The sequence below is a fragment of the Rhizobium sp. BK251 genome (assembly GCF_004345245.1).
Lineage (GTDB): Bacteria > Pseudomonadota > Alphaproteobacteria > Rhizobiales > Rhizobiaceae > Rhizobium.
The window spans coordinates 595,936-621,217 of record NZ_SLUQ01000002.1 but is presented as its reverse complement, the minus strand read 5'-3'; the positions used below and the strand labels follow the sequence as shown (position 1 = coordinate 621,217).

Genomic DNA, 25,282 nt, shown 5'->3' with positions numbered 1-25,282 from the left:
TCGCAATTCCCCGTTGACCATGCAGAGCGCGCCGCCGAACGGAGGAACAGCGGCGCTGCTGCGACTTAAAGGTCTAGAATTATTCCGCCGCCTCGAGATGACCGGGATCCGGCACCGGCCTCGGGCGAGTCGCAACTGACATCTCCTCGTGCAGCCGCGCTTCCTCGTGGGATTGCGGCTTGGCGAAGCGCGCGATCAGCAGATAGGCAACCGGCGTGATGAACAATGTCACGAGCGTTGCAAATCCGAGCCCGCCCACGATGACCCATCCGAGCGCAACTCGCGCCTCCGCGCCGGCACCATGCGCGAACACCAGCGGAACGCCGCCCAGGATGGTGGCGATCATCGTCATCATTACCGGACGCAGGCGCAGCGCGCAGGCCTTCTCGATGGCCGAGCGCACGCCCTCGCCCCGGTCGCGCAGCTGGTTTGCGAATTCGACGATGAGGATGCCATTCTTCGCCATCACACCGACAAGCAGCACGAGGCCGATCTGGCTGTAGATGTTGAGGCTCGAGCCCGTGATGATCAGCGCAAAGACAGCACAGGCAAGCCCGAGCGGCACCGTCGACATGATGATCACCGAGGAAAGAACGCTCTCGAATTGCGCCGCCAGGACGAGGAAGATAATGACGATGGCAAAGCCGAAGGTCAGCGCCATGCCGCTCGAATTCTCCTCCAGCGTCGCTGCCTCGGCGAGCGGTATCAGCCGGGCGCCGGGCGGAAGGAGCGGCTGCGCAAGCTCTGTCACCTGCTTGACGGCATCGCCAAGCGACATTCCGGGCTTCAGGCCCGCGGTTATCGCGACGGAGGCGAGCTGCTGTTCTCGGTTAAGCTGTGGTGCGACGGCGCCTTCCTTGAGGCTCGCGATCACCGACATCGGCACGATCTTGCCGTCGCCCGTCTTCAGGAAGACGTTCTCGAGATCGGTCGGATCGTCGATCGGCCGGGTCGTGGAAGCCAGGAGGACGGGATATGCTTCGCCGGCCACGAAGACATCGACGACCGACCGGCCCTCGAGAAGCGATTGCATGGCCGTCGAGAGGCCGGTGATGTCGATCCCGAGATCGGAGGCGCGTTCGCGATCTATGGCGACGGAAACCTGCGCCTGCGTCGGCTCGTTGGTCAGCCGCGGCGTGTCGTATTGGCCGGTGGCATCGATCGCCTGGACGAGCTTCGCGGCCGCGGCCGTGAGTGCCTCGTGGTCGTTGCCGACCAGCGCCATCTGCAAGCCGTTGCCCGCCCCGCGGATGCGAAGGCTGTTGGAGGAGATCGCGTTGCCGCGTAGCGCCGGCACACGATAGGCGGCCCGGTTGATATCGGCAACGATCTCGGCCTGCGTCCGATCGCGTTCGCTCCAGGGGGCAAGCGTCAGCACCATGAAGCCGCTATTGGCGGAGCCTCCCTGGCCGGAGATCGAGAAGATGTTGCGGATATCACCGCTGTCGACGAGGGGCTGCAGGTATTCCTCGACGCGCTGGAGCTGGTCGCGCGTGTAATCGAGGCTCGAGCCCTGCGGCGCCGTCAGCCGCATCATGACCATCGCCCGGTCCTCGTTCGGCGTCAGCTCACTCTTCACCGTCGTGAATGCGAAAACCGCCGCCGCCCCGAACAGGGTCGATGCGACGATGACGACGAGAGGCGCATTGAGGCATGCCCTGAGCGACCACTGGTAGAGGCTGGCGAAGGCTTCGCCGAAGCGTCCGAGAGCGCCGTGATCCTCCAACATTTCCCTGGTCAACATGCGCGAGGCGAGCATCGGGCAAAGCGTCAGGGCGACCAGCGACGACAGGCCGACCGAGAAGGCAAGCACGAAACCGAACTCGCGGAAGAGGCCACCGACCTGCCCCGGCAGGAATGAAAGCGGAATGAATACCGCGGCAAGCGTCGCCGTGGTCGCAATCACCGCGAAGAAGACCTCGCGCGTGCCGAGAACCGCCGCGGCGCGCGGCCCCATGCCTTCCGAGCGGCGACGCACGATATTCTCCAGGACGACGATCGCGTCGTCGACGACGAGGCCGGTTGCAAGCACGATTGCAAGCAGCGTCAGGATGTTGATCGAGAAACCGACCATGTAGATAGCCGCCAGCGTGCCGATCAGGGCGACCGGCATCGTTACCGCCGGAATGAGCGTCGCCCGCCAGTCTCGCAGGAACAGGTAGATGACGCCAATGACGATGACCGCAGCGAGAACGAGTGCCAGGACGACTTCATGGATGGCGCCCTGAATGAAGACGGCGTCGTCGCTGGTGATCGCGATCCGCGTGCCCTCCGGCAGCGTCTTCGAAAGCTGTGCCACGGCCGCCTTTACGCCGTTCGAAATGTTGAGCGTATTGGATTGCGCCTGGCGGATAATGCCGAGCCCGATGCCGGGCACGCCATTCGAGCGCAGCGCCGTCGTCCCGTCCCTCGGCCCGAGGGTGACAGTCGCCACGTCGCCCAGCCGCACCTTGTCGTCGACGATGAGGTTCGAGAAATCCTCGGGCTTCTGCAGGTTGGCGGTCGCCCGCACCACGATGTCCTGCGTCGTGCTCTTGAGCGAGCCGGCCGGTACATCGAGCGCCGAGCTGGAAAGCGCCTCGGTCAGGTCGCCGATCGTCAGGCCGCGGCTTGCAAGCGCGCCCTGGTCCACGTCAACGCGAAAGACCTTTTCCTGGTCGCCATAGGTTTCGACATCGGCCACGCCCTCGACGGAAGCAAGACGGTCGATGATCTCGTTGTCGACGAGCAGCGTGAGATCGTCCATCGAGAGTTTGCTGGACGTTACGGCAAGCCGCATGATCGGCTGCGAATCCGAATCGGCCTTGACGATCTGCGGCGGGTCGGCTTCGTCGGGCAGCTGGCCGCTGATGCGGCCGATCGCGTCCCGCACGTCATTGGCGGCAACGGCGAGATCGGTGGCGTCGGAAAATTCGATTGTCACCCGGCTGGAGCCGAACTGCGAGCTGGAGGAAATCGACTTCAGGCCACTGACGCGCGCTACCGCGCCTTCGATCACCTTCGTCAACTCCTGGTCGATCGTCTGCGGCGATGCGCCGTCGAATGTCGTACGCACCGTCACGACCGGCCGGTCGACGTCGGGAAGCTCGCGAACCTCGACGCCGAAATAGGCCGCGAGGCCAGCGACGACGAGAAGCGTGTTGAAGACCAGCGCCAAGATGGGGCGACGAACGAAGAGTGCGGTAAAGGTCTGCTTGCCGGAGGCCGGCTGGGGATGAGGCTCGCCGGTTGCGCTCATTGTGTCGCGACCCCGGCATTCTCTGCGAGTTCACTGGCGACCCGGACGTTGCCGCCCACGCGCACCCGCTGCAGTCCCTCGGTGACGATGGCGTCACCATCCTGGAGGTCGCCCGCCACGAGCACGCGGTCGGGATTGCGCTGGACGATCGTCACGCGCACCTTCTCCGACTTGCCGTCCTTCACCTGCCAGACGAAAGAACCTTCCGAATCCCACTGCACGGACAGGGGATCGACGGCCGGATAGCTCTGCCCTGCAAAACGCATGGTAACGTTGAACGACATGCCGGCACGCAGCTCGTCGGCCTTGTTGTCGATGCGCGCCCTGATATGCATCGTGCGGCTTGCAGCATCGATGCGGTTGTCGATCGCTTCGACGACGCCCTTAAAGACCTGGCCCGGCCGCGCCACCGACGTCGCTTCCACCGGAAGTCCTACTTCGATCGTATTCGCGAAACGCTCCGGCACCCAGTAATCGACCAGCACTTCGGACCGGTCGTCCAGCGTCACGATGCTGGTCGTCGTGGTGACGTTGTCACCGATATTGACGGGAACGATGCCGACGATGCCGTCGATCGGGGCGACGATGTCGCGCCGTGCGAGGTTGAGTTCGGCGGCCTGGAGCTGCAGCCGCGCGCCCTGCTCGGCGATCTCCGCATCGAAGACATCCATGCGCGAAACGCTGGACTTGATGTTGTGGTAGAGCTGCGACTTCTCGACGGCGCTCTTCAGCGCCACCTCTGCCTGGCCGCGGGAAATGATCTGTTCCTCGCTGTCGAGCTTGGCAAGCACCTGGCCGTGCTTCACCCGGTCACCCGACTTGATGAGGATTTCGCGGATCGTGCCTGTTGCCTGCGGCGTAACCGCCACGGAACGGATCGCGTCGCCCGTGCCGATTGCACTCAGTCGGTCGTTGACGACGCCGCGCACCACGGCCTGGGTTACGACCATTGGCGCCGCGTTGCGCCCGCCTTCACGGCGTCCCTGCCCTTGCCCGCCGGCACCTTCGCCCGCCGTCTCGGCACCCTTGGGCGCGACAAGGCCGACCAGCCGCGCTGGCACACCTATCTTTTCCAGCCCTTCGCCTGCCCCGGGCACAAAGGCCACCCAGCCGGCCACACCGGCCAACAGGACAACAACGGACAGGACAGACTGCTTCCAAACTTGCATTCACGTCTCCGGAAGGACCTGAAAAAGGAACATATGGAGGCGGAACAAGCCGCGATTCCCACTCGTATCGCGCAATATCCTTCTTTTGCAGATACCCGGCAAGCTTTGCATGACAAGATGACATAAATGTAATCTTGACATCCTTTCAGGAGACGCGCCCGCCCCGGAACCGGATTGCAGCGCCTTGCCGAAGTCGCCTTCGACGGGCAGGCCTCCCTTTCGCCGCAGAGCCAAAGGATATAGGAATGAAAGCAGAACATCTTTTCTGGTCTTTCCACCCCGAATCACTACATTACGCCGCATGACCATCGGAAATGACGATATTCCCTTCTTCGACGAGGAGCCTGCGCCGCGCGGGCCCGTCGCTTCCGCCGCACCGGTTGCCGGTGGCATAGCCGCCCGGGCCATGGCGGCCCGCGATACCGGAAACAGGCCCGATTATCTGGCGGGACTTAACCCAGAACAGCGCGAAGCCGTCGAAACGATCGAGGGTCCGGTGCTGGTTCTCGCCGGCGCCGGCACCGGAAAGACGCGCGTGCTGACCACGCGTATCGCCCATATCCTTGCCAGCGGGCGCGCCTTTCCCTCTCAGATCCTCGCCGTCACCTTCACGAACAAGGCCGCTCGTGAAATGAAGGAACGCATCGCGCTCCTCGTCGGCGGTGCGGTCGAAGGCATGCCGTGGCTCGGCACCTTCCACTCGATCGGCGTCAAGCTCCTGCGTCGCCACGCCGAGCTTGTCGGCCTGCGCTCGGACTTCACCATCCTTGATACCGACGATGTCGTGCGCCTCATCAAGCAGCTGATCCAGGCGGAAGGCCTCGATGACAAGCGCTGGCCGGCCAAGCAGTTCGCCGGAATGATCGACACCTGGAAGAACAAGGGCCTCGGTCCGGCGGACATTCCCGAGGGCGACGCCCGCGCTTTTGCCAACGGCAAGGGCCGCGAACTCTATTTCGCCTATCAGGCACGCCTGACGACGCTGAACGCCTGCGACTTCGGCGATCTGCTGATGCACCCGATCCATATCCTCCGGAAGAACCCGGATCTGCTGAAGGAATATCACGCCCGGTTCCGCTACATCCTCGTCGACGAGTACCAGGACACCAACACTGCGCAGTACATGTGGCTGCGCCTGCTTGCGCAGCGGCCGAAGGGCGAATTGCAGAATGTCTGCTGCGTCGGCGACGACGACCAGTCGATTTACGGCTGGCGCGGTGCGGAGGTGGACAACATCCTGCGCTTCGAAAAGGATTTCCCGGGCGCCAAGGTCATCAAGCTGGAGCGCAACTACCGCTCTACCGAGCATATTCTGGGTGCCGCGGCGCATCTCATCGCCCACAACGAGGGCCGGCTCGGCAAGACCCTGTTCACCGACCGCACCGATCCCGAAGACGACCGGGTGCAGGTGCATGCCTCCTGGGATTCCGAAGAGGAAGCCCGCGCCATCGGCGAGGAGATCGAGCGGCTCCAGCGCGGCGATGCCGACGGCAAGAAGCACGCCCTCAACGACATGGCCATCCTGGTGCGCGCCTCCTTCCAGATGCGCGAATTCGAAGACCGTTTCGTCACGCTCGGCCTGAATTACCGCGTCGTCGGCGGTCCACGATTCTATGAGCGCCTCGAAATCCGGGATGCCATGGCCTATTTCCGCCTCGTCGCCCAGCCGGCCGACGACCTCGCCTTCGAACGCATAATCAACACGCCGAAGCGCGGTCTCGGGGACACGACCGTCCGGGCGCTGCATGACTATGCTCGCGCCCGCGACATTCCGATGCTTGCCGCTGCCGCCGACATCATCGAGACCGACGAGCTGAAACCCAAGGCGCGCAAGGCCTTGTTCGATGTGATTCAATCTTTCCGCCGATGGCAGGAAATGCTTGAAAAGACTCCGCATACCGAGCTCGCCGAACAGATCCTCGAAGAGTCGGGCTACACCGACATGTGGAAGAACGACAAGAGTGCCGAAGCACCGGGTCGCCTCGACAACCTCAAGGAACTGATCCGCTCGATGGAGAGCTTCGAGTCGATGCGCGGCTTCCTGGAGCACGTCTCGCTGGTCATGGACGCCGAGCAGAACGAGAACCTCGACGCCGTCTCCATCATGACGCTGCATTCTGCCAAGGGCCTGGAATTCGACACCGTCTTCCTGCCCGGCTGGGAGGAGGGCCTGTTCCCTCACCAGCGCTCGCTCGACGAGAGCGGTCGCGCGGGACTGGAGGAAGAGCGCCGTCTTGCGTATGTCGGCATCACCCGCGCCAAGCGGCGCTGCCACATCTGGTTCGTGTCGAACCGGCGCATCCACGGCCTGTGGCAATCGACGATGCCGTCACGTTTTCTCGACGAGCTGCCGGAACCCCATGTCGAGGTCGCCGAGATGGAGCAGAGCTACGGCGGGTACGGCCGCGGCGGATACGGCCAGTCACGCTTCGACAAGACCGAGCCCTTCGCCAACTCCTATTCGACGCCAGGCTGGAAGCGCGCCCAGCAAAACAAGACCGATGCCACGCGCGACAACTGGGGAACGCGTTCAGGGCATGCCGTCGAGCGGATAGGTTATGGTGAAAGCGGACCGAAGGGGCGCACGATCGAAGGCGAACTCGTTGCGCGCTCGACCTCCAATGAACCGTCGCGTTTCACGGTCGGAGACCGCGTCTTCCACATGAAGTTCGGAAACGGCAATATCGCCGCCATCGACGGCAACAAACTCACGATCGATTTCGACAAGGCTGGCCAGAAGCGGGTGCTGGAAGGCTTCGTGGAGCGGGCATGAAGCTAAACAGCTGCCCGCTCAGCGCTTGATCAGCACTCCCGGCCCGGAAACGGCGAGACGTCGCTGCAGCGGCTATGACCCGGAAAGGTCGGACGGGGAGTCTCGGCCACAGGCTCCATGCGGATGGAACCGGTCGTCTGCGGCGAGGTGCCGGGCTCCGTCATATAGCCTGCAACGCCGACGCCGGCGATAAGTGCCAGCACGCAGAAAACAATGACACGCTCGCCAATGGAGAGACTCAGCGTGCGGAGATGATCGAAATACTCATGTTCGCCTTCGCCCCTGTTTTCCGTCGTATCCCGGGCAGCCCGGCGGCGAGACTCGTCAAAATCGTAATCCGTCATATCAAATCCCTCCCGCGACCGGTGAGCGCAGGTTTTCACAAATAGCCCCTAAAAGGCGATGTGAGGTTTCGCAGCAAGAAATTAAAGGGTCGCTAAGCAAACGCACTGTTCGGAAAAAATGACTAATCGACGTAGGCGGTCGTTTCCTGTACGTCGTTCGGAGGTGTCTGCCCTGCACAGCAAGGCTTTTCGTAGCTTTTCCCCAGCCGTAGCCCGCAGAAACCGGGAGCTTTAAAATAAACGTGATCGTCACTACATTTGCAATGCAGCATTGGCACGAGAACACGCTGGAGAATCGCTCGTGAAAGCCCTTCTTCTCATCGATATTCAGAACGGCTTTTGCCCCGGAGGTAATCTGCCGGTGGCGGACGGCCATGCCATCGTGCCGATTGCAAATGCCCTGATCGACAGCGGCAGATACGATCTGATCGTCGCCTCCCAGGATTGGCATCCGCCCGGCCACGGCAGCTTTGCGTCCATGCACCCCGACAAGGAGCCCTTTGAGATGGGCGTGCTTTCCGGCAAGCCGCAGATGTTGTGGCCCGACCATTGCGTGCGCGGCACGCCGGACGCCGAGCTTCATCCGGATCTGAAGGTCGAGGAGATAGATCTGATCCAGCTCAAGGGCGAGAGCCACGGAGTCGACAGCTATTCGGCCTTTCGCGACAACGACAAGGATGCGCTGACCGGGCTTTCGCAATTCATGAAGGACCAAGGGGTCACCGAGCTCGATATCTGCGGGCTGGCGACCGACTATTGCGTCAAGTTCTCGGCCCTGGATGCGATCGAGATGCTGCCGGAGGCGACGATTCGCGTCATCGAGGACGCCAGCCGCGGCATTACGCCGGAAGGCGTCAGCGCCGCGATCGAAGAAATGCGCGAGAATGGAATTGCCATCATCTCCAGCCGGGACGCAATCGCCGCCTGAAGCCTCCCGAAGGCGAATTGCCTTTTTGAACGGCGCGGGTTAGGTAACCCCGCCGTTTGAGGGGCGGCCCAAAGCCGAAGTCTGGAGGAGCCGGCGTGAAAACGATCAGAACCGTCGCAGAACTGCGCGCAAGCCTCGCGGCATATCGCAAGGCGGGCCAGAGCATCGGTTTTGTTCCGACGATGGGCTATCTCCATGCCGGACATATGGAACTCGTCGCCCGTGCCAAGGCGGAAAACCACGTCACGGCCGTCTCCATTTTCGTCAATCCGCTGCAGTTCGGCGCGAACGAGGATCTCTCCAGATATCCGCGCGATCTCGCCCGCGACAGTGCGATGCTTGAAGCAGCAGGCGTCGATATCCTCTTTGCCCCGGACATGCAGGAAATGTATCCCCGCCCCATGCAGACAGTCGTGGACGTCCCGACGCTGGGGAGCGAGCTTGAAGGTGCCGTACGACCCGGCCACTTTGCTGGCGTCGCAACCGTTGTGACCAAGCTCTTCAACCTCGTGCAGCCGGACGCCGCCTATTTCGGCGAGAAGGACTACCAGCAGGTGGCGATCATCCGTCGCATGGTGGAGGACCTGGCGCAGCCCGTGCGCGTCGTCCCCGTGCCCACCGTGCGGGAAGCCGATGGTCTCGCCCTCTCCTCCCGGAACGTCTATCTCTCCAACGAGGAGCGCGCCGCCGCCGTCATTGTGCCGAAGGCCCTTGCCGAGGCCGAGCGACTTTATGCCCAGGGGGTTACTGATCCCGCGGCCTTCGAGGCGGCCTTGCGGAAATACATCGAAGCAGAGCCGCTTGCGGTTCCGGAGGTCGTCGCGGTGCGCGATCCCGAGACACTTGAGCCGCTCGCGTCGTTGGCCGAGCGCGCGATCCTGATCGCCCTCTTCGTGCGCATCGGTTCCACACGGCTGCTTGATAACCGCGTCATTGGCGAGAAACCAGCGAAGGCCTGACCATGAGTACTCCCACCCGGACCAAGCGCACGACGCCCGCCATGATCGAAGCGATGAAAGGCAAGCAGCCCATCGTTTCCTTGACCGCCTACACAACGCCAATCGCGCGCCTGATCGATGCACATTGCGACCTTCTGCTCGTCGGCGATTCGCTTGGCATGGTGCTTTACGGCATGGAATCGACGGTCGGTGTGACGCTGGAAATGATGATTGCCCATGGGCAGGGCGTGATGCGCGGCGTGAAGAATGCTTGTGTCATCGTCGACCTCCCCTTCGGCTCCTACCAGGAATCGAAGGAGCAGGCCTTCCGCAACGCTGCCCGCATCCTCAAGGAGACAGGCTGCGACGGCGTCAAGCTCGAAGGCGGCGAGGAAATGGCCGAGACGGTCTCCTTCCTCACCTCGCGCGGAATTCCGGTTTTCGGCCATGTCGGGCTGATGCCGCAGCAGGTGAACACGACGGGCGGCTACCGCTCGCTCGGCCGTTCGGACAAGGAGGCGGACAAGATCCGTCGCGACGCCAGGGCGATCGACAATGCCGGCGCCTTTGCCGTCGTCATCGAGGGCACCATCGAGCCGCTGGCGCGCGAGATCACTGCCGCGCTTTCGATCCCGACGATCGGCATTGGCGCCTCGCCCGCCTGCGACGGGCAGATTCTGGTCTCCGACGACATGCTTGGCCTTTTCAACGAATTCAAGCCTCGCTTCGTCAAGCATTTCGCAGAACTTGCACCCATCGTCTCGAAGGCTGCGGAGGATTACGCGGCTGAGGTCAGGGCGCGGACATTTCCGGGCATGGAGCACACCTTCCAGCCGAAGCGCTGATGGCTAGCCCTTTTCATGCGGCTCGCGCTCGAGAAGGTAGATCGCCTCACCGAGATCCTCCATCTTCCTGACCAGCGCGGCGTGGGCATCGCGCAGGCCCTGATTGTAGTAGTAGCGCCCTATCTCGGCGGCGAAAAAGTCGAGCAGGAATTCTGCCGGCAGCCGGCCGATCGTCTGGTCCAGCTCGTCTGAGAAATATTGCTGGATCCGGTCGATGGCTGCCGACCGCTCATCCTTTTCGAGCACGATCTTCTTCATTCGCTTCCTTCCCGTCGCCGTTTGCAGCGCAGACAGTTCAGCGAAATCAATTGACTGATCAAGTAAATTCAGTTGCCGCGGCGCCCCGTGGACCTTACGGAGGTCCTCTGTTGTCAGGAAGGACGAAGGCTCATGAAACGAGCGGATTTTTTTGAGGGCCTGCGTGGCGGTTCCGCCGTCGCCCTCGCCTCGGCACCGTTCGCGGCACTCTTCGGCGCGCTAGCCGCGGATAACGGCATGACGCTCGGTGAAATCACCCTTATGAGCGCCAGCATCTACGCTGGCGCAAGCCAGATGGTCGGACTGGAACTCTTCGGTCACAATATCCAGGCTTGGGTAATCGTTGCCTCGATCGTGGCCGTCAACTTCCGCCATGTGCTCTATTCCGCAGCGATCGCGCCGCACATCAAGCACTTCTCGGCGCTCCAGAAGTTCTTCACCTTCTTCCTGCTGGTGGATCCGCAATTTGCGGAAACGGTCAAGCGCGGAGAGTCAGGCCGACCCGTCACCTTTGCCTGGTATCTCGGCTTTGGCATCATCATCTACATACCCTGGGTCATTGTCAGCCTGCTTGGCGGCACGCTCGGCAGCTTTATCGGTGATCCGAAGTCGATCGGTCTCGATATCCTTCTGCCGACATATTTTCTGGGCATCGTCCTCGACTTCCGCCATCGTGACAACTTCCTGCCCGTGGCCTCCGTCAGCGCCGTCGCGTCGATCATCGCCTACCACTACGTCGGTTCGCCCTGGCATGTGAGCCTGGGTGCTGCCGCCGGCATCGTCCTCGCAACCCTGTTTCCGCCCCCGCCGCACGAACAGGAACTCGAATCCGACCTGCACGAGGTATGACGATGACCTTCGATCTTCACATGGTTCTCATCATCCTCGCCGGCGCTGTCGCGACCTATGGAACCCGCATCGGCGGTTATATCCTCATAACCACGATGAAACGGATTCCGCCGCGCATGGAGGCTGCTCTGGCCGCCGTGCCGGCAGCCGTCCTGACCACGCTCGTCGCGCCGGCTTTCTTTGCCGGCGGCTGGGAATCGAAATTGGCCCTTTTGGCCGCGCTTCTGGTCGGCCTGCGCTTTTCGCACACATGGATGCTGGTCGCCGCCTGGGCGGTCGTCATGACCGCCCGTCACTTGCCCATCAGTGGCTGAGCGGCAGCGTCGCGTTTTCGAGCCATGCCCTGACATCGTGATCGTGGATCAGCGGCATCAGCGCCTCGCGCGTGCGGTCGTGATAGTCGTTGAGCCAGTTCAATTCCTCATGGGTGAGCAGGCCGGTGACGACGAGGCTGCGGTCGATCGGGCAATAGGTCAGCGTCTCGAAGCCGTACATCGGCAGGTCGCCACCCTCGATCTCCTCCGCCTCGCGGATGTAGACAAGGTTTTCGATGCGGATGCCGAAGCTTCCGGGACGATAGTAGCCGGGTTCGTTTGAGAGGATCATACCGGGCAGAAACTCCTGCGTCGAAAGGCGGGAAATGCGCTGCGGCCCCTCGTGGACAGAAAGATACGAACCGACGCCGTGGCCGGTGCCATGCGCAAAATCGGCCCCCGCCTTCCACAGCGCGATTCGCGCCAGCGGATCGAGGTCGCATCCGCGTGAACCCTTCGGGAAACGAGCAAGGCTGATCGCGATCATTCCCTTCAATACCAGCGTGAAGAAGCGCTTCTGGTCTTCCGGAACCGCACCGATACCGACCGTGCGGGTGATGTCCGTCGTGCCATTGATATATTGAGCGCCGGAATCGACGAGGAAGAGTTCGCCCGGCTGGATCAGCCGATCGGTCTCCGTCGTCACCCGGTAGTGCATGATCGCGGCATGCTCCCCCGCCCCGGCGATCGTATCGAAGGATATGTCCTTCAGCGGGTTCTGCATGCTTTGGCCGACACGCGCCCGCACGCCTTCCAATTGCTTCGTTGCCGCGATCTCGGTGATCGTCCCCGGCTTCGTCTGGTCGAGCCAGCATAGGAACTCGACCATGGCAGCGCCATCCTGCAGGTGCGCTGCGGCAGAGCCGTTGATCTCCACGGCATTCTTCACGGCACGCGGCAGCTTGGCCGGATCGGCTCCTTCGACCACCTCGCCCCAGGCGCGGCTGATGAGTTCGGTCAGCGCGTAGGGCGTCACATCCGGATCGACGAGAATGCGCCCGTCCTTCGAGACAGCCTCCAGGCGTTCCGAAAGCTCGGCCGGCGGACGCTGTGTGCAGATCTGCGCCAGATAGGCTTCTGCCTCGATACCGGTCTTGCGCTTGTCGAGGAAAAGCTCGGCATTTCCAGAGGCGTCAATGATTGCGCGCGCAAGGGGATGCGGCGTATGCGGCACATCGGCACCGCGGATATTGAAGATCCAGGCTATCGAAGACGGATCGGCGACCAGTACGGCGGTAAGATTCTTCTTTCCGAGGTCGGCGGCAATAGCCGCGATCTTGTCCTTCGCAAGCACGCCTGCCTGTGCGATGTTCTGGATGGCCACTGCGCCGAGCGGCTCGGCCGGGCGATCCGTCCACAGGCGGTCGAGCGGATTGTGCGGCAGGAAGACGAGCGTGCCCCCGACGTCACCGAGCGCCTTCTCAAGCCGGCGCACTTCGGCCCCGGCGTGCAGCCAAGGATCGATGCCGAGGCGCAGGCCCTTCTGGCCGTGGCGGCTGATCCACAGATGCGGCGGCTCGTTGACGAGGTCGCCGCCGGTGAAGACGGTACCATCCACCTGCTCAACAAGCTGCGTCACATAGCGTCCATCGACGAAGACGATCGCCTGCGACTGCGTCACCAGCGCGACGCCGGCAGAGCCCGTGAAGCCCGTCAGCCAGGAGAGACGCTCGGAGCACTTCGGGACGTACTCGCCCTGATATTCGTCGGCGCGCGGCACCAGGAAGGCGTCGATCTCGAGATCGGCGAAGCTTGCGCGCAGCGCGGCAACGCGCTCTTTTCCGAATTGCGGGGTGGAGGTGACTTCGAAGGACTGAAACATGCTGAAAACCCGAATGATTTGAAGTGAATCCACTAGTTGGCTGAACGCCATGTTAGCCGAATTTCCCACCGTTTGGCGATGCGCTGGATCATATTTCCTGGGCTCGCTGTTCATCAGTTAGGCACAAATGCGGCTGGTTGGCGGCAATTTGGCATGCTTCATGCATGCAGCGCATGGCTCCCATGAAAGAAACCCCCTGCCAGAGTTTTCGCAAATAGCTATATAGGCGCCATCAACAGCGTCGGGAACGAACCCGACACGAAAAGGAAATGAAAATGACTGCCTCACTCTCGCGTTTCGCTTACAAGAGCCCGATGCAGGCTGGCGAGCGCCGGACCGTGCGTCATGTAATTGGCTCGCGTGCCCTCGCGGAAGACAGCGTCCGCATGCTCGGCACGACCGGCAAGGAAATTCGCCGCAACGGCGCAAACAGCTACGCGTTCTGATCTTAAGCACCCGTCCGGTCTCTCCTCCTCCCTCACCCGGACACGGTGTTCAGAACAAGTAGGCCCACTTGAGCGCTCCTCCTCCTTAAGCTCGTGGGCGATCAGCTAAACTGATCAGCAGGCGGTGCCATTGGCACCGCCTTTTGCTTTTCTGCTGTCTGTAAACCTTCGTTATGGCCGGTCGAGATGAATGGTGACCCAGCCATTGCGCCAGATCGTGCCCACATGCCGGAGCTTGGCACCGTTATAGGCGGCGAGCACTTTCCAGCGCTGCGCGGCGAGGATACCGGAGAGTATGACCGAGCCGCCCGGCGCCAGATGCGAAACGAGCTGCGGAGCCATCCTTATCAGCGGGCGGGCAAGAATATTGGCGATGATGAGGTCGAATGGCCCATGCGTGGCGAAGGCCGTCGAATGGAATCCGGCCGCCGTCTGAGTCGTGAGGCCTGAGGGAATGCCGTTGCGACGGACATTCTCGCGCGCGACGCGTACTGCAATCGGATCGATGTCGGTTGCAAGGACCGGAATGTTCTTGAGCTTGCGCACAGCGATCGCCAGCACGCCGCTGCCGGTGCCGAGATCGAGCGCATTGCGCACGCGCCGCGCCCGCACGACTTTCTCGATCGTCTCAAGGCAGCCGGCCGTCGTTCCATGATGTCCAGTGCCGAAGGCCTGACCGGCGTCGATCTCGATGGCGATGTCGTTCGGCTGCACCTTGTCGCGGTCATGGGACCCATGGACAAGGAAGCGTCCCGCCCTCACCGGCTTCAGGCCCTCGAGGGATTTCGCAATCCAGTCGATGTCGGGAATGATTTCCCTTTGGATCGCCAGATCCGAAAAGGCAGGCTTCAGCAGCGCATCGAAGCGAAGGTGGACTTCATCCTCCTCGGCGGCCGCGAGATAGATGGACGCTTCCCATATGTCCCTCTTCTCGTCGACTTCCGTGGTCGCGATCGCCAGGTCGTCTTCTTCGAAGGCGTCGGTCATCAGGTCGAGGATCTGCTCGGCCTTCTTTTCGGTCGTGGATACGTAGAGGCGAATTTCACTCACGGTCTGGAACCCTCGGCAAGCAGGAGGCGGCTAAGCCAAAAAAGAAGCGCTGTTCAGGCGCTAACCCTTGCTGATCAGGTTTTCCAGCTTTTTCACGGCGGTGTCGGGATTTTCCCCATAGGCGATCGTCCCGGCGAAGCGGCCGGCCGAATCGAGCAGGAAGACCGAGGCCGTATGGTCCATGGTGTAGTCGCCATTGGGTTGCTTCTCATCGACCGGCACCTTCTTGGCGTAGACCCTGAAGCCCTTGATGACCTCGGCGACCTTGTCCGGCGGGCCCGAAATGCCCGTGATGCGCTTCGATACGTTGGAAACATATTCATTCATCAGTTCCGGTGTATCGCGCTCTGGATCGACGGTCACGAAATAGGCGCGCAGCTTCGTGCCGTCCGGATCTACCTTCTCCATCCAGCCGTTCAGCTCGAAGAGTGTCGTCGGGCAGACCTCTGGGCAATGCGTGAAGCCGAAGAAGACGGCGGACGGCTTGCCGCGCAGCGCGTTCTCGGTGATCGGCTGGCCATCCTGCGCCACGAGCGTGAATGGAACGCCATAGGGAGCTTCCGAGGCGATTTCCTTCGTCTTCGTAATGTCGAGCGTAAGCCAGCCAAGCACGCCTGCCATCAGCAGCACCGCAACCCAGACAGCTATCCGGAACGTTTTCATAAGTCGGCATCCCGATTCGCGAGAAGATCGCTCCGGCCCGCACCGGAGTCTGTCGCCTGATACAGCCTCGACGCCATCAAGGCAATTCAACATCACGTTTGCGGGCCTACCGCGATGATTTGTCTCGCAGTTCGAATAACCAGACATGCGCCGAATGCAGCATATCGGGCGGCCGATACAGTACAGCCCGCGATTTTAAAGCTTATTCAATCTGCCGCCCGCGATTTTAAACCTATCGTAACCTCTGCACGCGAATTTTAGAGTAGCAACGCAACCGCTCGGACAAACGCGCCGCCCGCGGCTACCAACTGGAAGAGTTTTGACCATGACGAATGCCATCAAGCAGTCGGGCGCTTATCTGGAAATCGTGTCCTTTCACCTTGGCGATCAGGAATTCTGCATCGACATCATGGCCATCCGCGAAATCCGCGGCTGGGCGCCGGTGACGCCGATGCCGCATACGCCGCCCTATGTGCTCGGCCTTATCAACCTGCGCGGCGCGGTGATCCCGGTCATCGACATGGCCTGCCGCCTCGGCATGAAGATGACCGAACCGTCCGAGCGCTCTGCAATCATCGTTACAGACATCGCCGGCAAGCTGGTCGGCCTGCTGGTCGAGCAGGTTTCCGACATGATGACGATCCGCGGCGAGGATCTGCAGCCGCCGCCGGAGATTATCCCGGAAGCCCAGCGCGCCTTCTGCCGCGGCATCGTAGCGCTGGAAAAGACCATGGTTTGCTTCCTGAACCTCGACACGGTCATCGCCGACGAGCTCGCGCAGGCAGCCTAAGTCAGCGTTTCAATCTTCGTTCGACAGGCACGGCGCTCACGCCGTGCCTTTTCTTTTTGGGCTTCGCCTGCGCCCGACGCGATTTCCATTTGCGTCCGGATGCAACTTTTCCGCCTCGGCTGTCGTTCAACTGACATGCAACGCAACAGCGATGCGAAGGGACGGGAAACAGATGGAAGAGGAGAACGACATGAAGACCCCGATGAGGATCACGTTGAGCGCGACAATCCTTGCTGGCGCGATGGCGATTTCCGGAGCCGCCTTTGCCGCTCCGGGCGACGGCGAATACTATCAGGGCGCCGAGCGCGGCCCTGTGATGCGCCACTACGGCTGGCAGTATCCCGGCCGGGCCCAGCCCGATACCGGTGACTATTACAGCGGCGCCGGGCGCAATACAGGCGGCTTGGACATGAACAGCACGGGCAGCATCCGCGGCGGATATTACTACGCGCCGCGTCCGCGCTACTATTACGACGACCGCTACTGAGCCGGATCGATCATGCCGAAGAAAAGCCCTGGAACCGGGAAGTTCCAGGGCTTTAGAATGACACGGTGTAGACGATCTTGGGGTGTTTCGCCGACACCGTTGGCAAGTCATCGAACAAGAGGCGAAGCAGAGCCTCTCCTCATGTGCGCCGCAAAATTGCCCTAAAAATTCGGGGGGCGAAAGGTCCAACTGCGGCAAAGCAGTTCTGAGACAGGCTCATTTTCGGACTATTTTTGGGGGCTTCCGGCAAACACACATTTTTTGGCGAAAATTCCGGGAGCCGGCGCGGGGCGCCCCTAGGGTTTGCCATTCTTCCACACGACGTCCTGGCCGTAGAGCGGGATCGTCGAGATCGACATCTTCGCTGAGCCCTCCGTAAGCTCGCGCGAATGAGCGAGGTAGATCAGCGTGTTATTGTCCTTGTCATAGATACGGTTGACGACGAGCGTCTTCCAGATCAGCGACATCCCCTCGCGAAAAACCTCCTGCCCGTCTGCGGAGAGGTCGATGTTGTCGATCTCGATGGGTCCCGTTTGGCGGCAGGCGATGGAGTTGTTCGACGGGTCCTCAAACCATTTGCCGTTCTTGAGCCGGTCGATAAGGCTGCGGTCGAAATAGGTGACGTGGCAGGTGACACCCTTCACCTCCGGGTCGGAGACCGCCTCGATGATGATGTCGTTGCCGATCCAATCGACCCCGACCTTGCCGACGACTTCGGCAGAAGTGGTGCCCGCGGAAGCCGCGACGAAGACGCCGGCGGCAAGGAACAGATTTCGAAGCTTGGACATGACGATCCCCTGAATGATCCCGAAACTTAGATAAGAATCGCCACGGCCTTTGCAAGCAAGCGAGTCAGGCCCTGCGGCAGGTACAGGGCTCGTATCCACGAGACGTCAGCCTGCCGGGCTTCATACCGATCACCGCCGGAATGGAGGCTACCGTCGAGGCCTTGACGACCCTCGCCATCTCGATGGCTGCGGCCGCGCAGACAGCCGCGTCCTCCGCGGCATTGTGATGGACGAAACGCAGGCCGAGATGTTCGGCGATTAGGTTCAGCCGGTGTGAAAGGAAATGCGGCCAGATGCGCTGCGCCATCTTCAGGCTGCAGAGGTAGGTGAGCTCGGGATAGGATTGCCGGTAGAGATCGAGGCTCGCTCGCCAGACGCTGAAGTCGAAGGCTGCATTGTGGGCGATCATCGTCGCATCGCGGAAATCATCATGGAACTCGTCCATCACCTCCGGAAATTCCGGCGCGTCCTCCACATCTTCCGGCCGGATGCCGTGGATGGCGATGTTCATTCCGGAAAAGCGCATGTCTTTCGGGCGGATAAGCCGCTCCTCGACGCGCGTCACGCGGCCGTCCTCGATCCAGGCGAGACCGACCGAACAAGCGCTGCCGCGCTGCTCGTTGGCCGTCTCGAAATCAATGGCAATCGTCTTCAATCCGCAGCTCCGAATCTGTCCACCTCCAGCAATAGCGAGCCGGGGCCGTCCAGGCAAACTTCTCGGGGTGGTTGACTTTTTCGCTCGGACAACGAAACTGCGCGACCATGATCGGCTCGATGACCATTGCAACGCTTATGCACGTTACCACGACCCTTGAAGGGTACGCGGGAGCGATGGCGCGTCAATAGCGATCCGATCATTCCCGAGAACCCTGCCGAGGCGAGCAGGGTTCGGGAACTCTGCTCTCCTCCTCCAAAACCAAGGAGAGCGTTTTGAAATTTTCAGATGAAGATCAATTGCGAAGTCGGCCGTCTGTCGAGGGCCTGACCGTGCGCGCGATGCGCCCGTCCGATGTCGAGGCGGTGACGACGCTCCTCAACATGCCGGGCTTTCGCTTCGGCACCCTCCGCCTGCCGCACCAGACCGTCGAGGAAACGAGGAAGCGCCTGGAGATGGCGCAGCCGGGCAGCATAAGCCTTGTCGCGGTGATCGGCGACATGATCGTCGGCGATGCGGGCATGACACGCCTTCAGGGGCGGCGCAGTCACGCCGCCAGTCTCGGAATGGGTGTCCACGACGCCTACGCCGGCCGAGGCATAGGCAGTGCACTGCTCGGCGAGTTGGTCGACATGGCGGACAACTGGCTGGATCTGAAGCGCCTGGAACTGACAGTCTACACGGACAACGCAGCCGCGATCGGCCTCTACCAGAAGTTTGGCTTCGAAAAGGAAGGACAACTCAAGGCCTTCGGCTTCCGGGCCGGTCAATATGTCGACGCCTACACGATGGCGCGGCTGAAGATCTAAAGCCTGGAGGCAGCCGGCGCGAATGCCGGCTGCCTCCTTGACCCGTTCGCTAGCCGCTGATGAGCGCCAGCCACTCGTCCTCGTCCATCGTCTGCACGCCGAGTTCACGCGCCTTGTCCAGCTTGGAGCCGGCGCCGGGTCCGGCGACGACGATATCCGTCTTCTTGGAGACGGAGCCGGCGACCTTGGCTCCCAGGCTTTCGGCCCTCGCCTTTGCCTCGTCGCGGGTGAACTTCTCGAGCGAGCCCGTGAAGACGACCGTCTTGCCTGCGACCGGACTGCCCGTGGTTACCGGCTGTTCGGCCTCCTGCGGCGTCACTTCCTGCAGCAGGCGGCCGATCACCTCGATGTTGCGCGGCTCCTTGTAGAACTCGACAATTGCGCGCGCGACGATCTCGCCTATGCCTTCGATCGCGTTGAGGTCGTTCCAGGCATCGCCGGAAAGGGGTGCAGCATCCCTCATTGCCGTCGCGAAGGCCTCGTATGTGCCATAGGACCGCGCCAGAAGCCTCGCCGTCGTCTCGCCGACGTGGCGGATGCCAAGCGCATAGATGAAGCGTGGGAGCGCGATGCTGCGCCGCTCGTTGATGGCGGCATAGAGCTTGGCCACGCTGACCTTGCCGAAGCCCTCGATGTTTTCCAGCTTCGTCAGCGAATCGTTCTGTCGCCTTTCGAGCGTGAATATGTCGGGCGCGGTGCGGATCTGAAGTGCCGGATCCTCACTCTCGAAGAAGAAATCCACCTGCTTCGAGCCGAGGCCCTCGATGTCGAAAGCGTTGCGGGAGACGAAGTGCTTCAGGTGCTCCGTCGCCTGTGCCCGGCAGATGAAGCCGCCGGTGCAGCGGGTAACCGAATCGAGCTTGCCGGTCTTCTCGTTCTTCTCGCGCACGGCATGGCTGCCGCAGACCGGGCACTTCTTCGGAAACTCGTAGGGCACGGCATCGGCAGGACGCCTCTCCATCACCACGTCCAGCACCTGCGGAATGACATCACCCGCACGCTGCACGATCACCGTATCGCCGATGCGGATGTCGTGGTCATCATCGCGGATGCGCTCGCCGCTATTGCCGATGCCTTTGATATAGTCCTCGTTATGAAGCGTCGCGTTGGTGACGACGACACCGCCGACGGTGATCGGCTTCAGGCGGGCGACGGGCGTCAGCGCCCCGGTGCGGCCCACCTGGATATCGATGCTCTCCACCTCGGTGAAGGCCTGCTCGGCAGGGAACTTGTGCGCAGTCGCCCAGCGCGGGCTGCGCGAACGAAAGCCGAGGCGGGCCTGCAGCTCGAGACTGTCGACCTTGTAGACAACACCGTCGATATCGTAGTCGAGATCGGGGCGTTCGAGCCCGATCTCATCGTAATGCGCAAGGATATCTTCCACAGAGTTCAGGCGCTTCATCAGCGGATTGACCGGGAAGCCCCAGCTCTTGAAGACCTCGACCATGCCGAGCTGCGTGTCGGCCGGCATCGCCGACATCTCGCCCCAGGCATACGCGAAGAACTTCAGCTTGCGGCTCGCCGTCACCTTCGCATCGAGCTGGCGCAGCGAACCGGCAGCCGTGTTGCGCGGATTGACGTAGGTCTGCTTGCCCTCGGCCTCCATCTGCGCGTTCAGCGCCATGAAGTCGCTCTTGGCCATGTAGACCTCACCACGCACCTCGACGACAGCGGGCGCGCCCTTCGGCAGCTCGTTGGGAATTTCCTTGATGGTGCGGATATTGGCCGTCACGTTCTCGCCGGTCGTGCCGTCGCCGCGCGTGGCACCCGTCACAAGCTTGCCGTTCTCGTAGCGGATCGACATGGAAAGCCCGTCGATCTTCGGCTCGGCGGTAAAGGCGATCGAATTGTCCGGCAGGCGACCGAGGAAGCGGTAGACGCTGGCGACGAAATCCCTGACATCCTCCTGCGAGAAGGTATTGTCGAGCGACAGCATGGGGCGTGCGTGAACGACCTGCGCGAAGGTTACCGATGGTGCCACGCCGACCCGGCGCGAGGGACTGTCGTCACGGACAAGCTCCGGAAACCGCGCCTCGATCGCGTCGTTGCGCCGCTTCAGCGCGTCATATTCCGCATCGGATATCTTCGGTTGGTCCTTGCCGTGATAGAGCTCGTCATTGCTGGCGATCTCCTTCGCCAGCCGCTCGAGCTCCGCAGCGGCATCTTCAAGTGTCAGGTCCTCAACGGCAACGGACTGTGTCGACATGCGGCTTCACTCCCAGAGAATCTGGAATGTTTTTAGAGCAAAATTCCGCGATTGAAAGACGGACCGAGCGTAGTTCCGAGGCAAAGGAGCGTTGACGCCAGCGAGTGACCCGCTCCGCGGGGCGGCTAACCGTTGCCGGCGAGCAGGCGCTTGGCTGCCGCCCGCGCCTCTTCCGTGACCGAAGCGCCGGCGAGCATGCGGGCAATCTCCTCGGTGCGGTCGGAAGGCGCCATCGTCGCGACCCGTGTGGCGATCTTGTCCCCGCCGGTCGTCGAAGGCCCCTTGGAGATAAGGAGATGCGTCGCCGCCCGCGCAGCGACCTGCGGGGCATGGGTAACGGAAAGTACCTGAACACGCTCGGAAAGCCGCTTCAGGCGCTGGCCGATCGCATCCGCCACCGCTCCGCCGACGCCGGTATCGATCTCGTCGAAGACGAGGGTCGGCGCCGAGCCCCGATCCGCAAGCGCCACCTTGAGTGCCAGCAGGAAGCGCGACAGCTCGCCGCCGGAGGCAACCTTCATGATCGGGCCTGGACGCGTGCCAGGGTTCGTCTGCACATGGAACTCGACGACGTCGATGCCATCCGCCGTCGCCTCTTCCTGATTCGTGGTGATTTCGACCATGAACCGCGCACGCTCGAGCTTCAGCGCCGGCAACTCTGCCATGACGGCGCTCGTGAGCGCCTCGGAGGCATGATGGCGCTTCTGCGAAAGCGACAGTGCAGCCGTGCCGTAGCTGGCCTTTGCCAGCGCAACTTCCTTATCCAGCCGCAGAAGCCTCTCCTCGCCGGCATCGAGATCGGCAAGATCGGAGATCATGCGCACGGCAAGAGCCGGAAGCTCGCTCACCGGAACGGAGTATTTCCGCGAAGCGCCGCGGAGAGCGAAAAGCCGCTCCTCGACTCGCTCCAGCTCTTTCGGATCGTACTCTGTCTTGCGCAGTGCCGCCTCGACTTCCATCTGCGCATTCGAAAGCTGGTCCAGCGCCGCATCGAGCAGCGCCACCGTGTCTTCGAGAAGGCCGGGCGCCTCGTGGCTCTTGCGCTCCAGACGGCGAACCAGCGACGCGATATGGGGCACGGGCGAAGCGTTGCCGTTCAGGAACTCTGAGGCCTCGGCGATGTCGCCGGCGATTCGCTCGGCCTTCATCATCCGCGCGCGGCGCTCGGCAAGCTCGTCCTCTTCCCCGTCCTGCGGCGACAGTTTTTCGAGCTCCTCGACAGAGGATCGCAGGTAGTCGGCCTCGCGTGCGGCGCTCTCCACCTTCTCGCGATGCTTCTTCAGCGCCCGTTCGCTGTCCTTCCAGGTGCGGTAGAGCTGCTCCACCGACGAAGCCTCCTCGGCAAGCGACGCAAAGGCATCAAGAAGCGTACGATGAGCATGGATATCGACGAGCGCCCGGTCGTCGTGCTGGCCATGGATCTCGACCAGCATCTGGCCGGCCTGGCGCATCAGTTGCACGCTGAGCGGCTGGTCGTTGACATAGGCCTTGGTGCGGCCGTCCGAGGATTGCTGGCGACGGAAGATCAGGTCGCCTTCGTCATCGATGCCGTTCTCCTGCAGCAGCCTGCGCACTGCATGATCGGGCTCGACGTCGAAGACTGCCGTTACCTGCCCTTTTTCCTCGCCATGGCGAACGAGCCCGCCATCGCCGCGCCCACCGAGCGCAAGCGATAGACTGTCGAGAAGGATGGATTTGCCGGCACCCGTCTCCCCGGTCAGAACGGAAAGCCCGGTCTCGAAGGCAAGATCCAGCCGCTCGATCAGGACGATATCGCGGATCGAAAGCTGGATCAGCATTTTCCTCAGGTACCAAGAAGCAGTTTCTGGCCGGCCCGGGCAATCCACGAGCCCTTGTTTTCGCGCGGCTCCGTGCCGCCGGTCTGCAAGAGCTTGTAGGAGTCCGCGTACCACTGGCTGTCGGGATAGTTATGCCCGAGCACCGCGGCCGCAGTCTGCGCCTCCTCGACGATGCCCATTGCATAATAGGCCTCGGTGAGTCGCGCCAGCGCCTCCTCGATTTGGTTGGTGTTCGGGTACTTCTCGACTACGGTCCGGAAACGAGAGATCGCGGCGAGATATTCCTTCCGCTCCAGATAGTAGCGGCCGATCTGCATTTCCTTGCCGGCGAGCTGATCTCGGGCAAAACGGATCTTTGCCTGAGCATCGTCGACATATTCGGAGTCAGGATAATTGTCGACGACAGCCTGCATGGCGTCGATCGTGCGCTGCGCCGCACGCTGGTCCTGCGTGACGTTGCTGATCTGCTTGGAATAGGACAGGCCGATGAGGTACTGCACATAAGCGGCATCCGCAGAGCGCGGATACTGGTTCATATAGCGCGTTCCGGCCTGCACTGCATCGTCGTAGCGCCCCTGGCGCTGCTTGACGAAGGTGACCATGACAAGCGCCTTGCGGCCCCATTCGGAGAAGGGATGTTCGCGGTCCACGGCCTCGAACTTGCGTCCGGCCTCGGTAATGTTTCCGGCCTTGAGGTTGGCCAGGCCCTGGTTATAGAGGAGTTCCGGTGGATCGGAATCGAGCGGCAGCTTGCTGATGTCGATATCGGGATCCGACTGGCAGCTGGAAATCGCAACACCCGCGCCCAGCACCATCATCACCGCGAGCAGCGCCCGCGCTGTCTTCATCATCCTGTCAGACCTTGCATAACCCATAGAATCATCCCAACTGTCGCCTATATGGGCGACCACCCTCGCAGGCGTTTCTAGCCATAAACGCACCGTGAGAGCAACGCAATGATGATGCAATAACGCATTTTTGTGGCAGCGGCGGCTCTATGTCGGGCTTATCCAACGCCTGATGCGTCGGGACCCCTCGCCGAGGCGAATCGATCGGGCTATTGCGAGAATCGAACGTGCGGCTAAAAAAATGCCGCCTCCCGGAAGAGGCGGCCCTGGCCTTAGAGAATACTGGAGGTCAGGCCGACCAGGGAGCGAATTCCGGAGCGTTCACGGGGATGAATTCCCTGACCGCGACACGCTGGCGAGGAGCCGACGTTTCCACGACTTCATAGGCAGTGGGATCGCTGAGCAGCGCCTTCAGTGCATTGGCGTTCATCTTGTGACCACCGCGGTAGGATCGATAGCAACCGATGAACTGGGCACCAGCAAGCGCAAGGTCGCCGACCGCATCCAAGGTCTTGTGGCGAACGAATTCGTCGCCCGAATAACGCAGGCCCTCGACATTGATGACCGTGTTGTCGTCGGAAATGACGACGGAATTCTCAAGCGAAGAGCCCAGTGCATGACCGGACGCCCAGAGGCGCTCGACGTCCCGCATGAAGCCGAAAGTGCGAGCTCGCGAAAGCTCCGTCTTGAAGGTCGACGCCGTCAGGTCGCCTTCCCACTTCTGGCGGCCGATCAACGGGCAATCGAAGTCGATCTCAACCTCAAAGCGCGTGCCGTCATAGGGACGAAATTCGCTCCAGGAACCGCCTGCCTCGAAGCGCACCGGCTTGACCACGCGGATGTAGCGGCGCTTCACGCCGAGCGAAACGATGCCGGCCTGTTCGATGGCATCGATAAAGGGAATCGAGCTTCCGTCCATGATCGGCATCTCGGCGCCGTTGACCTCGACGGTGACATTGTCGAGACCGGATGCATAGATCGCCGCCATGACATGCTCGACGGTTGCGACAGAGCGTGCCGGGGAAAAGCCGAGCACCGTGCAGAGGTCCGTGTTGCCGACCTGCGACGAAACCGCCTTCAGTTCCGTGATCTCGCCGTTCTCGTGCATACGCTGGAAAACGACGCCGCTTTCGGCCTCCGCCGGGTAGAAGGTTATCGAGACGTCTACGCCCGAATGAACGCCGATGCCCGAAAGCGTAACCGGCTGTGCGATAGTCGTCTGGAACCCTAGCAAACCAATTGCCATGTAAACTCTGCCTTCAC

23 protein-coding genes are annotated in these 25,282 nt (G+C 62.0%); 10 read left to right on the top strand and 13 right to left on the bottom strand.

Annotated features, from left to right (window positions below):
* Nucleotides 1–79: 79 nt before the first annotated feature.
* Entirely contained in the window at nt 80–3,238 is a 3,159-nt protein-coding gene (locus tag EV286_RS06840; protein WP_132956253.1) for an efflux RND transporter permease subunit, read from the bottom strand.
* Nucleotides 3,235–4,407, bottom strand: coding sequence for an efflux RND transporter periplasmic adaptor subunit (locus EV286_RS06835; RefSeq protein ID WP_132956252.1), 1,173 nt, complete (start codon nt 4,405–4,407; stop codon nt 3,235–3,237). The genes EV286_RS06840 and EV286_RS06835 overlap by 4 nt, the downstream gene beginning before the upstream one ends.
* Before the next feature lie 301 nt (nt 4,408–4,708).
* Here EV286_RS06835 and EV286_RS06830 point away from each other — a divergent pair, with 301 nt between their 5' ends.
* Nucleotides 4,709–7,180: a UvrD-helicase domain-containing protein gene (locus EV286_RS06830; RefSeq protein WP_132956251.1), complete on the top strand. Its 2,472-nt coding sequence runs from the start codon at nt 4,709–4,711 to the stop codon at nt 7,178–7,180.
* 29 nt (nt 7,181–7,209) lie between these two features.
* On the opposite strand, the gene EV286_RS06825 is transcribed toward EV286_RS06830, so the two are convergent.
* Nucleotides 7,210–7,524: a hypothetical protein gene (locus EV286_RS06825; protein ID WP_132956250.1), complete on the bottom strand. Its 315-nt coding sequence runs from the start codon at nt 7,522–7,524 to the stop codon at nt 7,210–7,212.
* Between the two features lie 301 nt (nt 7,525–7,825).
* Here EV286_RS06825 and pncA point away from each other — a divergent pair, with 301 nt between their 5' ends.
* The 3 genes from pncA to panB all read left to right on the top strand — a co-directional run bounded on the left by pncA (nt 7,826) and on the right by panB (nt 10,235).
* Entirely contained in the window at nt 7,826–8,452 is a 627-nt protein-coding gene (gene pncA / locus EV286_RS06820; protein WP_132956249.1) for a bifunctional nicotinamidase/pyrazinamidase, read from the top strand.
* Nucleotides 8,453–8,547: 95 nt separating this feature from the next.
* A complete protein-coding gene (gene panC / locus EV286_RS06815) occupies nt 8,548–9,411 on the top strand; it encodes a pantoate--beta-alanine ligase (protein WP_132956248.1) in 864 nt (287 codons plus the stop codon).
* 2 nt (nt 9,412–9,413) lie between these two features.
* Nucleotides 9,414–10,235 (top strand): 3-methyl-2-oxobutanoate hydroxymethyltransferase, encoded by an 822-nt coding sequence (gene panB, locus EV286_RS06810; protein ID WP_132956247.1) that lies wholly within the window; start codon nt 9,414–9,416, stop codon nt 10,233–10,235.
* A 3-nt stretch (nt 10,236–10,238) separates the two neighbouring features.
* Here the strand turns inward: panB and EV286_RS06805 are convergent, their stop codons facing one another.
* Nucleotides 10,239–10,493 (bottom strand): DUF2164 domain-containing protein, encoded by a 255-nt coding sequence (locus tag EV286_RS06805; protein ID WP_132956246.1) that lies wholly within the window; start codon nt 10,491–10,493, stop codon nt 10,239–10,241.
* Nucleotides 10,494–10,625: 132 nt separating this feature from the next.
* Here EV286_RS06805 and EV286_RS06800 point away from each other — a divergent pair, with 132 nt between their 5' ends.
* Together EV286_RS06800 and EV286_RS06795 are read left to right on the top strand one after the other, a co-directional pair.
* The gene (locus EV286_RS06800) at nt 10,626–11,342 is read left to right on the top strand and encodes an AzlC family ABC transporter permease (protein ID WP_132956245.1); all 717 of its coding nucleotides are present in this window, start codon (nt 10,626–10,628) and stop codon (nt 11,340–11,342) included.
* Between the two features lie 2 nt (nt 11,343–11,344).
* Nucleotides 11,345–11,656, top strand: coding sequence for an AzlD domain-containing protein (locus EV286_RS06795; RefSeq protein WP_132956244.1), 312 nt, complete (start codon nt 11,345–11,347; stop codon nt 11,654–11,656).
* Here EV286_RS06795 and EV286_RS06790 read toward each other — a convergent pair.
* Complete coding sequence (locus EV286_RS06790) at nt 11,646–13,478, bottom strand: aminopeptidase P family protein (protein ID WP_132956243.1); 1,833 nt, start codon at nt 13,476–13,478, stop codon at nt 11,646–11,648. The genes EV286_RS06795 and EV286_RS06790 overlap by 11 nt on opposite strands.
* A gap of 275 nt (nt 13,479–13,753) precedes the next feature.
* On the opposite strand from EV286_RS06790, the gene EV286_RS31890 reads away from it, so the two are divergent.
* Entirely contained in the window at nt 13,754–13,924 is a 171-nt protein-coding gene (locus tag EV286_RS31890; protein ID WP_165932794.1) for a hypothetical protein, read from the top strand.
* A 171-nt stretch (nt 13,925–14,095) separates the two neighbouring features.
* Here EV286_RS31890 and EV286_RS06785 read toward each other — a convergent pair whose 3' ends face one another.
* Together EV286_RS06785 and EV286_RS06780 are read right to left on the bottom strand one after the other, a co-directional pair.
* A complete protein-coding gene (locus EV286_RS06785; RefSeq protein ID WP_132956242.1) occupies nt 14,096–14,974 on the bottom strand; it encodes a 50S ribosomal protein L11 methyltransferase in 879 nt (292 codons plus the stop codon).
* A gap of 60 nt (nt 14,975–15,034) precedes the next feature.
* Nucleotides 15,035–15,637, bottom strand: coding sequence for an SCO family protein (locus EV286_RS06780; protein WP_132956241.1), 603 nt, complete (start codon nt 15,635–15,637; stop codon nt 15,035–15,037).
* 325 nt (nt 15,638–15,962) lie between these two features.
* On the opposite strand from EV286_RS06780, the gene EV286_RS06775 reads away from it, so the two are divergent.
* Both EV286_RS06775 and EV286_RS06770 read left to right on the top strand, forming a co-directional pair.
* Entirely contained in the window at nt 15,963–16,427 is a 465-nt protein-coding gene (locus EV286_RS06775) for a chemotaxis protein CheW (protein WP_132956240.1), read from the top strand.
* Nucleotides 16,428–16,617: 190 nt separating this feature from the next.
* The gene (locus EV286_RS06770) at nt 16,618–16,914 is read left to right on the top strand and encodes a hypothetical protein (RefSeq protein WP_132956239.1); all 297 of its coding nucleotides are present in this window, start codon (nt 16,618–16,620) and stop codon (nt 16,912–16,914) included.
* A gap of 296 nt (nt 16,915–17,210) precedes the next feature.
* Here EV286_RS06770 and EV286_RS06765 read toward each other — a convergent pair whose 3' ends face one another.
* Nucleotides 17,211–17,702, bottom strand: a complete 492-nt coding sequence (locus EV286_RS06765) for a CreA family protein (protein WP_132956238.1) — start codon at nt 17,700–17,702, stop codon at nt 17,211–17,213.
* Between the two features lie 64 nt (nt 17,703–17,766).
* A complete protein-coding gene (locus tag EV286_RS06760) occupies nt 17,767–18,357 on the bottom strand; it encodes a 3'-5' exonuclease (protein WP_132956237.1) in 591 nt (196 codons plus the stop codon).
* Between the two features lie 275 nt (nt 18,358–18,632).
* Here EV286_RS06760 and EV286_RS06755 point away from each other — a divergent pair, with 275 nt between their 5' ends.
* Nucleotides 18,633–19,166, top strand: a complete 534-nt coding sequence (locus EV286_RS06755; protein ID WP_132956236.1) for a GNAT family N-acetyltransferase — start codon at nt 18,633–18,635, stop codon at nt 19,164–19,166.
* 49 nt (nt 19,167–19,215) lie between these two features.
* Here the strand turns inward: EV286_RS06755 and ligA are convergent, their stop codons facing one another.
* The 4 genes from ligA to lpxC form a co-directional block, all read right to left on the bottom strand.
* Nucleotides 19,216–21,372, bottom strand: a complete 2,157-nt coding sequence (gene ligA, locus EV286_RS06750; protein ID WP_132956235.1) for an NAD-dependent DNA ligase LigA — start codon at nt 21,370–21,372, stop codon at nt 19,216–19,218.
* A gap of 125 nt (nt 21,373–21,497) precedes the next feature.
* A complete protein-coding gene (recN, locus tag EV286_RS06745; RefSeq protein ID WP_132956234.1) occupies nt 21,498–23,171 on the bottom strand; it encodes a DNA repair protein RecN in 1,674 nt (557 codons plus the stop codon).
* Nucleotides 23,172–23,176: 5 nt separating this feature from the next.
* Nucleotides 23,177–24,046: an outer membrane protein assembly factor BamD gene (locus EV286_RS06740; protein WP_207909761.1), complete on the bottom strand. Its 870-nt coding sequence runs from the start codon at nt 24,044–24,046 to the stop codon at nt 23,177–23,179.
* Between the two features lie 262 nt (nt 24,047–24,308).
* Nucleotides 24,309–25,265 carry a UDP-3-O-acyl-N-acetylglucosamine deacetylase gene (gene lpxC, locus EV286_RS06735; protein ID WP_132956232.1) on the bottom strand — a complete coding sequence of 319 codons (957 nt, stop codon included), beginning with the start codon at nt 25,263–25,265 and terminating at the stop codon, nt 24,309–24,311.
* Nucleotides 25,266–25,282: the final 17 nt, after the last annotated feature.